The following is a 12,028-nucleotide window of genomic DNA, read 5'->3' on the forward strand; positions in this document are numbered from 1 at the left end:
AGATTTCGTTCATCCGTTTCCCGTGCAGTCCATGTAATTTAAAAGCTAGGCGGAGAGCTGACCCAGATTAAGACTGCGCCGGCCTTGCTGCTTAAATAGTGCTTTTTATCTGAAACAAAGTAAAAGGATTCCCCTTTTTTCGCTTTATATGTCTTGCTTCCTATATGAATGGAGATATTGCCCTGCAGGACGTAGCCAAACTCTTCTCCCTCATGCGGATTGTCGGGGTATGTTTCCCCGCCTGGCTCCAGTGTCAGAAGAATAGGCTCCATCATGTTCTTCTGTGCGTTGGGAATGATCCATTTGATCTCATTTTTCAGTTCCAGATCGTGCTTTTCAAAGTAATCTGTCTTTCCAAAGACGATCTGCTCCTCCGGAGTCTCGTTAAAGAACTCTCCGATGGAGGTCCCAAGGCACTGCAGGATGTCCATGAGAGTTGCGATGGAGGGGGAAGTTAAGTCCCTTTCCAGCTGGGAAATGAATCCCTTTGACAGCTCCGCACGGTCTGCCAGTTCTTCCTGGGTTAGGCCTTTTAAGATCCGCAGTTCTTTTAATTTCGCACCGATATCCATACGCTCCTCCTTTTAATAAATATAAGCCTGGAGTTTAGTTATACTAACTGACGATAATAATAAGCTAAAAGTTTAGTAATAATAAACACACGGCAAAATACATTATACCGGATTTTATCCGTATGTCAATAGTTTCTCCTTAACAAAAATACATTTTTATGATATGATATTTTTAGTTTATACAAGGAACAATCCAGGAGGACGCGAATATGAAAGGAAAGTATATGGCATACGTAGGTTCCTACTCCTACAACGGCCAGGCAAAAGGGATTACGGTGTACGATGTGGACGTGGCCAAAGGCCGTTTTATACCGAGATGCGAGATGGAAGTGGACAACTCATCCTATGTCATCGCATCGAATGACGGAAAGACCCTGTACTCCATCGCGGACGAGGGTGTCGTATCATTCCGGATTCACGAGAACGGGGCGATTACAAGGCTGAATTCCGCTAATATCAAGGGAATGAGGGGCTGCCATCTGTCTACGGACGCAGAGGACAAGTATATATTTGTATCCGGATACCACGATGGGAAGTCCACAGTGCTGAGACTGAACCCGGACGGAACGGTGGGGGACATCGTAGACGGAGTGTTCCACAAGGGACTCGGCAGCGTGGCGGAGAGAAACTTCCGGCCGCACGTAAGCTGTACGAGAAGGACTCCGGATGGCAGATTCGTTATGGTGGCCGATTTAGGGATCGATCAGGTAAAGATTTACCGGTTCGATGAAAAAGAAGAGAAGCTGATGCTGGTGGATGCACTCCGCTGCGAGCTGGAATCCGCGCCCAGATGCTTCCGGTTCAGCTCGGATGGCAGATTCTTCTATCTTTTATACGAGTTAAAGAACGTGATCGACGTTTACTCCTACGAGACGGGCGAGCGCCAGCCGAAGATCGAGAAGATACAGACCATCTCCACGACAGGGCCGAAGGCGTTATCCCAACTGACCGCTGCCAGCTCCATGCGCTTATCCACCGATGAGAAGCACATGTTCTGCGGCAACGCAGGCGACAACACGGTAACCGTCTATGACCGCGACCCGAAGACGGGCCTTTTGGATTATATCTGCTGTCTGCCCATCAGCGGAAGCTACCCGAAGGACATCTGTGTATTCCCGGATGACAAGCATATCGCTTCCATTAATCATGAGAACGGCAGCATTACTTTCTTTTCCGTGGACTATAAGAAGGGCCTGCTGATCATGAACGGCAAAGAAATCAAAGTCAATGAACCCAACAGCTGCGTGATCGTAAAGGTCGGAGAGTGATTGCAGAAAATGGTATTTGAGAACCGGGGGCCGGTCCGTTTGCACAATGGACGCGGGCCCCGGTTTTAACAAAACAAGCGTGGATTGAAACAAGAATTGAGATAAGGAGAAATCATACATGGCAGGATCAACACTGGGGACCATACTGAAGGTAACAACCTGGGGAGAATCACACGGAAAGGGTATCGGTGTCGTGGTGGACGGATGTCCGGCGGGGCTTCCGCTCTCGGAAGAAGACATTCAGGCGTATTTAGACCGCAGAAAACCGGGGCAGAGCCGTTTCACCACCAAACGCCAGGAGGCGGACCGGGTGGAAATCCTTTCCGGAGTGTTTGAGGGGAAGACGACGGGAACTCCGATCTCCATGGCTGTGATGAATACGGACCAGAGATCGAGGGATTACGGGAACATCATGGAGGTGTACCGTCCCGGCCATGCGGATTATACCTTTGACGAGAAGTACGGATTCCGGGATTACCGGGGCGGCGGCCGCTCCTCGGGCCGGGAGACCATCGGCCGTGTGGCCGCGGGAGCCATAGCGGCCAGGCTTTTAAAGAGCCTGGGCATCACGGTATGCGCCTATACGAAGGCCGTAGGACCGTACGAAGCGGATCCCGCACAGTTCGATCCGGAGGAGATGTACAGAAACCGTCTCTACATGCCGGATGCAGGAGCCGCTGCTTTAGCCGAAGCGTATTTGGACCGTATGATGTCGGAATGCAACTCTGTGGGCGGCGTGGTGGAGTGTGTGATCGACGGACTTCCCGCAGGAGTGGGTGATCCGGTCTTTGAAAAGTACGACGCATCTCTGGCAAAAGCCATCCTGTCCATCGGGGCCGTGAAGGGCTTTGAGATCGGAGACGGATTCCAGGCCGCGAAGTCGGTCGGTTCAGAAAACAACGACGCGTTTCGCATGGACGAATCCGGTAAGATAAAGAAGGAGACGAACCACGCAGGAGGAATCCTGGGCGGCATCAGCGACGGAAGCCGGGTCGTGCTGCGGGCGGCCTTCAAACCGACGCCGTCTATCGCACAGCAGCAGCAGACCGTGACGCGCGGTATGGAGGAGACGGATATCGCGATCAAAGGCCGTCACGACCCGATTATCGTACCGCGGGCCGTGGTGGTGGTGGAAGCGATGGCGGCACTGACTACGGCGGACTTACTCCTTCTGTCCATGACCTCCAGACTGGACCGGATTCAGGAATTTTTCGGTGTGCATAACGCGGAGCACTTATAAACCATATATCTATAAAAACAGGAGAGAAGAAAATGAAAATAGCAATAGGAAATGACCATACAGCCCTTGAGATGAAGAATGAGATGAAGAAGTTTCTGGAAGAAAAAGGATACGAGGTAATCGATTACGGCACGAATTCCACGGAGAGCTGCGACTACCCGGTTTACGGAGAAAAGGTGGGCAATGCAGTGGCAAACGGCGAGGCGGATTTGGGGCTCGCCATCTGCGGAACCGGCGTAGGCATTTCGCTGGCCTGCAACAAGGTAAAGGGAATCCGCTGCTGCGTCTGCAGTGAGCCGTATACGGCGAAGCTTTCCAGAATGCACAACGATTCCAACGTCCTCGCCTTCGGCGCCAGGGTGATCGGTGTGGAGATGGCGAAGATGATTACGGAAGAATGGCTGAATGCAGAATACGAAGGCGGAAGACACCAGAGACGTGTGGACCAGGTGATGGATATCGAGAGACGTAACCAGAGCGCGCTGTAGTCCGGTGTATGGTATGAACGGATGAAAAAAGGAAAGATTACAAAGAGTCTCTATCTGTGGGTGCGGTCCTTTATCATCGTATCCGTCGTCATGATCGGTATGCTGGTGGCGCTCACGACCTGGATGGTAAAAGAGTTCTCCGGGGAGATTGAGGAGCTGAATCACGGCCTGACATCCGTGCTTCAGACCAGCATCGATATCCGCCTGAATGATATCGACAGTTTTGCCGCCCAGCTGCAGATGAACGCTGTGAACCTGAAGCTGAGCCGCTCAAAGGAGCTGAGTGAAATTGACAAGGATTTTATCGTTCAGTTTTCACGCCAGCTCTATGATTACAAGCTTTCCAATACCTTTATTAAAGAAATATACGTCTATTATCCCCATTTGAACTATGTGGTCGGTGATCTGGGATACTTTGGTGCGGAAAAATACTATCTGCTGAAAAATGAGTTAAAGCTGGACGGATATGAGAAGTGGCTGGAGACGGCCGGCGGCCAGAAGAGAGACGGCTACAGTTTCATGCCTCAGAGCGACGGTAGTCTGGAGCTGTGCCTGTTCCGCCAGCTTCCCTACGACTTATCCAGCGATAAAACAGCCATTTTGATGATTCTCATTAATAAATCGGAGGTGGAATCCATTCTCCGGAACGCAAATGAGGGGATGGGAAACACCATGACCGCGGTAGTTGCCGAGGATGATTCCGTCTATGCCAGTTTCGGTTCCGGAATTGACCACGCGGACTTAAAGGAAAGCCTGCAGGAAAACGGCGGAAAGCCCTTATTTAAGATGGAGGGCAACTACGGTTCTGTGATGGACTCGGATTATTACGGCATCAAATATGTCACCTTGATCGAACGGCGCAAGCTGCTGGACTCCGGTTACTTCATACGGAATATCGCCTATGTGTCCATCGGGCTGTGCATGATATTCGGTGCGGTCTTATTTGCCCTTCTGGGACGACGCAACGCAAAGCCGTTGAAGGACATTCTGGATAAGATTGTGAATAAGACGGAAGAGGGCGGCCGTTTCCTGGATGATTACGATCTGATTGACAGCGGAATCAGCCGGATGCTGAAAATGAATGTGGAGAGCACCCGGAAGCTGGAGGAACAGAGGGAGGCCATAGAGGCCCTGTTCCTGTGCAATCTCTTAAGCAGCGAGGAACGCAATAATTCCGTGATTTTCGCCTCCATGCAGAAATTCGGAATTCAGATGGAATACTCCCTGTTTCAGGCCGGACTGATCCGAAACCCCATGGGATTCAGCCAGGATGAGATTCACGACGCGGACGAGCGGATCCGTGGGGCGCTGAAGGAAAAAGAGGATATAGCCGTCATGACCGCCGAGTTTGACGGTAGTCTCGCACTGCTGTTCCATATGGAGCCGGAGTACGGAAAGGCGGAGATGCAGGCTATTGCCGCGGAAATATTAGACAGCCTTCACTCGCTGGTGGAATGCAGGATTATGCTGGGTGGAATCTATGATTCCATGTCTAACATCATAACCAGCTTTCATCAGGCGCAGATGGTTGCGGAATTCTGTGAAAATGACAGGGGCCGCGTGTTCTTCTATGACGAAACAATGGTGGGAAGGCAGGAGAACGCCGCCTATGTAAGCGTGATGCCGGAGTACGAGATGGCCATGCTGGAGGAGAAGTTCGAGGAGGCCGACCGGCTGCTGGATCTCCTCTTCAACCAGTATATCGGCACCGACCGCAACGTCTACACGAGCAGGGCGAAAAAATACGCGGTTATCAATCCTATTCTGATGGCTCTGGAAAACCACGCGGGGAGCTGTACCGAGTACCGCATGGAGGAATACACCAGGAATTTATCTGAAGCAAAGGATGGACAGAAGCTGCTGAAGCTCCTTCACGAAGGCTTCGGCTATCTGATCCGGTGGCAGCAGAAGCGCCAGCTGGACCAGAAGGAAAATATTGCGGAGCGGGCCAGACAGTACATCAACTTAAATTTTGAAGATCCCATGATCGGACTTTACAGTATTTCCGACATGCTTGGTGTGAGCAATACGTACTTATCCACCACCTTCAAGAAGAAATACGGAATCGGAATCGCACAGTACATCAACAGTCTGAGGATTGAAAAGGCCAAACGGCTCATTGTGAATACGGACGAAAATATAAAGGAAATAGCACTGTCCGTGGGCTTCTCCAGTGACGCCGCCTTTATCCGGGTGTTTAAACAGTTCGAAAACACGACACCGGGCCGTTACAAGAAAAAATAATGCATAAAAAACTGATTAAAATGGAGATATTTTAATCAGTTTTTTTGATTTTCACCTAAAAAATTGAGAATCGGTGAAAAAAATGTATATCACAGTGCATTGAAATCTCTATATAAAGCATTTTAGAATTAGAAGAACAGCACAAAAATAGAAAATATACAGGGGGTATTTTCGGTGTTATGATAGGGCCATCATCAAACCGATTGGAAAAGGAGGCAAAAACAATGAAAAAAAGAATGAAGAAATGTCTGAGTCTGGCACTTGCAGGGGTGATGGCCGGGATGCTGGCTACCGGGTGCGGCGCCAATGGACAGAAGGATGCAGCGTCAGCCGGGGGCAATGAGACAGGGGGAACACCTGTTAAGGAAAATGCGGCTGCCGATAAGAGCACAGAGGGGGAAAAAGCCAGCGGAGAGAAGACGAAGCTGGTGCTCTGGATGCCGCCCTTCGGCACGGAGGAGTCTCTCGACAAGGAAGTATGGGGAGAGATATTAAAACCGTTTGAAGAGGAAAACAATGCACAGGTTTCTATAGAAATCATTCCCTGGAGCAATTACGAAGAAAAGTATTTGACCGGAATTTCATCGGGACAGGGGCCTGATGTGGGATACATGTACATGGAGATGATCAACGATTACATAAAAGCAGGCGCCATCGCACCGTTTGACGACTTTTTGACAGCAGAGGACAGAGACAATTTCCACTATCTCGATAAAGGTGTCATTGACGGAAAGCAGTACGCCATGCCGATCGTGGTGGGCAGCGCCCGCGTTATGTTCTATAACAAGGCAATCTTAAAGGAAGCCGGTGTTCAAAGCGTTCCTGAGACCTGGGATGAATTTAAGGATGCCTGCCAGAAGGTGGCGGCCATCGGCAAGACTCCGCTGCTTCAGCAGTGGGGAGACAAATCCAAGGGTGCCATGAACTCCATCTTTTTCCCCTATTTATGGCAGGCAGGCGGAGAGATCTTCAATGCAGACGGCACAAAAGCAGAGTTTGACAGCGAAGCGGGCATAAAAGCGGCCCAGTTCCTGGCAGATTTACGGTTTAAGGATGGAATTATGCCGGAATCCATTACCTCCATGTCGGAAGACCAGGTATTTGCAGAATTCAAGGCAGGCAACACGGCATTTGTCATGAGTCCGACAAATCAGGGAGCGGGATTTAAGGAGGCCGGCATCGACTGGGGCTTCTTCACCTCCTTGAAGGACCAGAAGATGGGGACATTTGCGTCAGCGGACTCCCTGGTCCTGATCAGCGCCAGCAAGAATAAGGACCTGGCAGTGAAAATGGTGAAATACATGCTGAGCGGCCCTTCCATGACGAAGTTCCATGAGATGGCGGCATTTCCGCCGATCGCCAGGGATGAGGAGTATCACGATGACCTGGCGTTTAAGGCTGTATATGAGGATAACAAGGACGCGCTTATTACCCTTCCTGCCGTACAGGGTTCCGCAGCGGTCTACGATAACCTGTATAAGAACCTTCAGCTTATGATGCTTGGACAGATGACGCCCGAGGAGGCCCTGAAGAATGCGGCCGACTATGCGAACAACACGCTGTCACAGAACAAGTAAGGGAAGAAAGAATCTCGGTGTCGCGGAAACATTCGCAGAAAATGTTCCGCGGCATCTTTTTAGAAAGGGGATCATTCGTTTGAAGGCGATATCTGAATTTATCAAAAAAAACAATGGATTTTTGTACGTGCTTCCCAGCTTTCTTCTGCTGGTGCTGTTTTCTCTTCTTCCGCTGTGCATGACCGGATACTTCAGCTTTACGGAATACAGCGTGCTGAAGCCGCCGGTGTGGATTGGACTGGACAATTATAAGAGTATGGCCGGCGATCCGTTTTTCCGGCCGGCGATCCGCAACACCGTGATCTACACGCTTGTGACGGTTCCGGTTCAGACTGTGCTGTCGCTGGTGATAGCCAATCTGCTGGCCTCCCGGTTCCGGGGAAGAGTCGGCAATTTCTTCAAGAGCGCCCTGTTCATCCCGGTGATCTCCTCCATGGTCCTGGTCGGAACCGTGTGGAAGTTCATGCTTGCTACGGAAGGCGGAATCATCAATAACATCCTGGGGCTCGTCGGCATCGGCAAGGTAAACTGGCTGGGCCGCTATAATCTGGCGCTGATCAGCGTGAGCATTGTAGCGATCTGGAAAAATGTAGGGTACTTCCTGGTAATCTATTACGCTGGACTCATGGACGTGCCGAAGAGTCTTTACGAGGCGGCGAAGGTGGACGGCGCATCTCCCCTTCAGCAGTTCCTCTATATCACGGTTCCGGCTCTGAAGCCGATTACGTATCTGGTCATCACGCTGGGGACGATCTGGTCCTTCCAGGTGTTCGATCTGGTCTACACGATGACCGGAGGCGGCCCGGGAACGGCGACAATTACCATGGTAATGTCCATTTATCAGTCCGGCTTTAAACAGTATAAGATGGGGTATGCCAGCGCCATGGCGTTCGTTCTTTTTTTGATTGTCATAATAATTTCGATCCTTCAGAAGAAGGTATTCAGCGGAAAAGGAGGGGAATAAGATGGAAAAGAAGGTACAGCCCGTTCTCTGGGCGGAAGCGGTTCTCCTTGCGGTGCTGGCACTGGCGGCGTTATTTCCATTTGTCTATATGGTATTAACCTCCATGCGGCAGACGTATTCGATGGAACTGAACTTTGGCCTGACTGGATTGAATCTTAGAAACTATTCAACCATTTTCAAAAATTTCGAATTTGGCAAATATTTATTCAACAGTGTATCGGTGGTGGTGATTGCCTGCTTCTTCAACGCTGTGATCTCCTCGACCGCGGCCTACGGCTTCGAAAAAAAGAAATTTGTGGGAAGCGAGCTTCTCTTTGCGGTCTATTTAGCCACGCTCATGGTGCCATCCCAGGTGATCTTAATTCCGCTGTTTCGGATTGCGCAGAAGCTTCATCTGCTGAACACCTACTTAATCCTGGCGCTTCCGGTGGTCAACGCCTTCGGCGTGTTCCTGATCCGCCAGTTTATCACCAGTGTGCCGGATGATCTGATCGAGGCTGCACGGATTGACGGCTGCAGGGAATTCCGGATCTTTTACTCCATCGTCGTTCCGCTCATCAAGCCGGTCCTCGTGTCCCTGACCGTGTTTACGTTTATCACCACCTGGAACGACTTCGTGTGGCCGTTAATTGCCATCACGAACACGAACCGGAGCACCCTGACGCTGGCCCTGGCCTCCCTCCAGGGTAATTACGCCACGAATTACGGCCTGGTCATGGCGGGTGCTACTCTGACATTTATGCCGCCCTTTATCCTGTACATTTTCCTTCAGAAGGAGTTTGTGGAAGGAATCGCCTTGAGCGGCGTGAAGGGCTGAGAAAGGAAGAAAGTATGGCAAATTATGAATTTATGCTGACAGACAGTCTGGAGAAGGTGTTTCCGGACAAACGGCCGGAGCGGCGTCTCGGCAAAACCATCACGGCCCTGGGCGGAGAGAGAATCTCCATGCAGCTTGCCTATTATATGGAGTATGGCGGCTGTGAGCTGAATGAGCAGGAGATCACGGTAACCTTTGACTCGGAGATTACGGACCGCATCCGCATGCGAAAGGTGGAGCTGGTTCCGGCAGCCATGGCGGCGTACCGGGAACAGCTGGATGACAATTACTTATTCACAGAACCGTGCCTCTGCCCGGACCTTCTGACGCCGGTGCGCGGCGGAATCCTGCGGCCCTATGCATCCCAGTGGAGAGCCGCATGGATCGATCTTTTGGTCACGCCGGAAATGTGCGGCGGCTCTTATCCGGTAACTGTCTCAGTAAGCAGAGGGACAGAGCTTTTATGGTCTGAAACGGTTACGATTTCGGCGGTTCACAGCGTTCTGCCGGAGCAGAGGCTGATCTATACGGAATGGCTGCATGCGGACTGTCTGGCCGATTATTATAACGTGGAACCATTTTCGAAAAGATACTGGGAGATCCTGGAGCAGTTTGTGCACACAGCGGCGGAGCATGGCGTGAACATGCTTCTGACCCCGGTCTTTACCCCGCCTTTAGATACGCTGGTGGGCGGTGAAAGAACTACGGTTCAGCTGGTGGGCGTGAAGAAAGAGGAGGGCGGCTATACCTTTGATTTCTCGCTTCTGCGCCGGTGGATAGCCATGTGCAGGAGAAACGGGATCAAATATCTGGAGATTTCCCACCTGTTCACCCAGTGGGGGGCAAAGCATGCACCGAAGGTAATGGCCCTCGTAAATGGGGAGAAAAAACAGATATTTGGCTGGGACACAGAGGCGGCGGGCGAGGCGTACCGCAGATTCCTGAGCGCCTTTCTGCCGGAGCTGAAAGGTGTTCTTAAGGAGGAGGGGGTGATTGAACAGACGTATTTTCATATCTCAGACGAACCTCATGGGGAACAGATGGAAACCTACCGCGCGGCGAAGGAGAGTATCTGGCCGCTCCTGGCGGACTGCCATGTGATCGATGCGCTGAGCAGCTTTACCATCTATCAGGCCGGAGTGGTGGAACATCCCATTGTCTGCAACGACTTCCTGGAGCCATTTCTCGAGGCGGGAGTAGAGAATCTCTGGACGTATTACTGCTGCGTCCAGGGCCGTGAGGTGAGCAATCAGTTTATGGCCATGCCGTCCGCCAGAAACAGGATTCTGGGCGTTCAGCTGTACTTGTACCGCATGAAGGGATTTCTGCACTGGGGATACAATTTTTATAATTCCCAGCACTCCGTTTCCGCAGTGAATCCGTATCTGGTCACAGACGCAGGCGGCGGCTTCCCGTCGGGGGATCCGTTCGTCGTCTACCCGGCGGAAGACGGGACCCCTTATGAATCGCTGCGTTTTATGGTCTTTACGGAGGCAATGTATGATCTGAGAGCCTTCGAAAGGCTGGAGGAGCTGGCCGGGCGGGAATACGTGGAACGCCTGATTCATGAGGGGCTGGAGTATCAGATTACCTTTAAGAAGTATCCGAAGGACGCGGAGTATCTGCTGCGGCTGAGAGAAAAGGTGAACTGTGCGATTGATGGGAAGAATGGAAAAAAGGGTGCCTCGAATTTATGAGGCACCCCTTTTCGCATTTTATTCCATATACCCGCCCTTCATAGGCGATACAGCATGTTCAGAAAAGATCTTCAGCACGCCGGAGGTATATTTGGCCGGTTTCGGCGTCCAGTTTTTCCGACGCACGGCCAGTATGGCATCCATTTCCTCCGGTGTTTTCTTCTCGCCTCTGACTCCGATAATCCGCAGAATTCTGGCGGGGATATCAATCTCGATTAAGTCATCCTCTTCGATCAGGGCGATCGGTCCGCCCTCCGCGGCTTCGGGGGATACGTGGCCGATGGCCGGTCCCTTGGAAGCGCCGGAAAAACGTCCGTCGGTGATGAGCGCAATGCTCTTCGACAGCTCTTCATCGGAGGAAATAGCCTCCGTGGTGTAGAACATCTCCGGCATACCGCTTCCCTTCGGGCCTTCATAGCGGATGATGACGGCATCTCCTGGCTGTATGGTTTTGTCTAATACGGCGGCGATGGCCTCCTCCTCACAGTCAAAGGGTTTTGCCTTTAACACGGCCTGGAACATTTCTTTTGGAACGGCGGAATGCTTCACCTCCGCACCCTCGGGCGCCAGATTGCCGCGGAGGATTGCTATGGTGCCGTTGTCCCCAATGGGATTTTGGAAGCTTCGGATGATGTCGGTGCGTTTCCTTCCGACCTTCGCCAGGTATTCATCACATTTCTCATAGTAACCGTTTTTCTTTAAGTCTTCCAGATTTTCACCCAGCGTCTTGCCTGTGACGGTTAAGACGTCGAGGTGAAGCATGCTCTTAATCTCCTCCATGATCCTTGGAACACCGCCGGCATAATAGAAATACTGGGCCGGCCATTTGCCTGCGGGGCGGATATCCAGCAGATAGTGGGCGTTCCGGTGCATACGGTCGAAATAGTCCGCGTCGAGTTCATAACCGAACTCATGGGCCGCGGCCGGAATGTGAAGCAGGGAGTTGCTGGAACCGGATATGGCGGCGTGCACCATGATGGCATTTTCAAAGGATTTCATCGTTACGATATCGGTGGATTTAAGCCCGGTCTCTGCCAGCTTTACCGCCTGTACTCCGGCATCGTAGGCCGCCTTCTTCAAATCTTCACAGGTGGCAGGCATCAGAGCGGTGCCAGGAAGCATGAGACCCAGCGCGTCGGCCATTACCTGCATGGGGGAAGC

Annotated in this window: 10 protein-coding genes; 8 read left to right on the forward strand and 2 right to left on the reverse strand. The window is 51.6% G+C overall.

All coding sequences use genetic code 11. The features are described from left to right. Positions 1–38: 38 nt before the first annotated feature. The gene (locus ACLTD4_RS23400; protein WP_002604892.1) at positions 39–572 is read right to left on the reverse strand and encodes a helix-turn-helix domain-containing protein; all 534 of its coding nucleotides are present in this window, start codon (positions 570–572) and stop codon (positions 39–41) included. Positions 573–781: 209 nt separating this feature from the next. On the opposite strand from ACLTD4_RS23400, the gene ACLTD4_RS23405 reads away from it, so the two are divergent. The 8 genes from ACLTD4_RS23405 to ACLTD4_RS23440 all read left to right on the forward strand — a co-directional run bounded on the left by ACLTD4_RS23405 (position 782) and on the right by ACLTD4_RS23440 (position 10,867). Then, positions 782–1,840: a lactonase family protein gene (locus tag ACLTD4_RS23405; protein ID WP_117622038.1), complete on the forward strand. Its 1,059-nt coding sequence runs from the start codon at positions 782–784 to the stop codon at positions 1,838–1,840. Between the two features lie 118 nt (positions 1,841–1,958). Beyond that, positions 1,959–3,080 carry a chorismate synthase gene (gene aroC, locus ACLTD4_RS23410; RefSeq protein WP_117622039.1) on the forward strand — a complete coding sequence of 374 codons (1,122 nt, stop codon included), beginning with the start codon at positions 1,959–1,961 and terminating at the stop codon, positions 3,078–3,080. A gap of 32 nt (positions 3,081–3,112) precedes the next feature. Further along, positions 3,113–3,568 (forward strand): ribose 5-phosphate isomerase B, encoded by a 456-nt coding sequence (gene rpiB / locus ACLTD4_RS23415; RefSeq protein ID WP_055653318.1) that lies wholly within the window; start codon positions 3,113–3,115, stop codon positions 3,566–3,568. 21 nt (positions 3,569–3,589) lie between these two features. Then, positions 3,590–5,812 (forward strand): helix-turn-helix domain-containing protein, encoded by a 2,223-nt coding sequence (locus ACLTD4_RS23420; protein WP_055653319.1) that lies wholly within the window; start codon positions 3,590–3,592, stop codon positions 5,810–5,812. Between the two features lie 224 nt (positions 5,813–6,036). Then, positions 6,037–7,389 (forward strand): ABC transporter substrate-binding protein, encoded by a 1,353-nt coding sequence (locus tag ACLTD4_RS23425; protein WP_117622040.1) that lies wholly within the window; start codon positions 6,037–6,039, stop codon positions 7,387–7,389. A 79-nt stretch (positions 7,390–7,468) separates the two neighbouring features. Next, positions 7,469–8,353, forward strand: coding sequence for a carbohydrate ABC transporter permease (locus ACLTD4_RS23430; protein ID WP_117622077.1), 885 nt, complete (start codon positions 7,469–7,471; stop codon positions 8,351–8,353). Between the two features lies 1 nt (position 8,354). Beyond that, the gene (locus ACLTD4_RS23435; RefSeq protein WP_055653321.1) at positions 8,355–9,170 is read left to right on the forward strand and encodes a carbohydrate ABC transporter permease; all 816 of its coding nucleotides are present in this window, start codon (positions 8,355–8,357) and stop codon (positions 9,168–9,170) included. A gap of 14 nt (positions 9,171–9,184) precedes the next feature. After that, the gene (locus ACLTD4_RS23440; RefSeq protein WP_117622041.1) at positions 9,185–10,867 is read left to right on the forward strand and encodes a DUF4091 domain-containing protein; all 1,683 of its coding nucleotides are present in this window, start codon (positions 9,185–9,187) and stop codon (positions 10,865–10,867) included. A gap of 18 nt (positions 10,868–10,885) precedes the next feature. Here the strand turns inward: ACLTD4_RS23440 and ACLTD4_RS23445 are convergent. Beyond that, on the reverse strand, positions 10,886–12,028 hold a 1,143-nt coding region (locus tag ACLTD4_RS23445), incomplete at its 5' end, for a dihydroxy-acid dehydratase (protein ID WP_412331590.1).

This window comes from Hungatella sp. (genome assembly GCF_046966825.1).

Excerpts from the sequence above, each read along its gene's own strand:
- ACLTD4_RS23400 (WP_002604892.1), bottom strand. The coding sequence starts at position 572 with ATGGATATCGGTGCGAAATTAAAAGAACTGCGGATCTTAAAAGGCCTA.
- ACLTD4_RS23405 (WP_117622038.1), top strand. The coding sequence starts at position 782 with ATGAAAGGAAAGTATATGGCATACGTAGGTTCCTACTCCTACAACGGC.
- aroC (WP_117622039.1), top strand. The coding sequence starts at position 1,959 with ATGGCAGGATCAACACTGGGGACCATACTGAAGGTAACAACCTGGGGA.
- rpiB (WP_055653318.1), top strand. The coding sequence starts at position 3,113 with ATGAAAATAGCAATAGGAAATGACCATACAGCCCTTGAGATGAAGAAT.
- ACLTD4_RS23420 (WP_055653319.1), top strand. The coding sequence starts at position 3,590 with ATGAAAAAAGGAAAGATTACAAAGAGTCTCTATCTGTGGGTGCGGTCC.
- ACLTD4_RS23425 (WP_117622040.1), top strand. The coding sequence starts at position 6,037 with ATGAAAAAAAGAATGAAGAAATGTCTGAGTCTGGCACTTGCAGGGGTG.
- ACLTD4_RS23435 (WP_055653321.1), top strand. The coding sequence starts at position 8,355 with ATGGAAAAGAAGGTACAGCCCGTTCTCTGGGCGGAAGCGGTTCTCCTT.
- ACLTD4_RS23440 (WP_117622041.1), top strand. The coding sequence starts at position 9,185 with ATGGCAAATTATGAATTTATGCTGACAGACAGTCTGGAGAAGGTGTTT.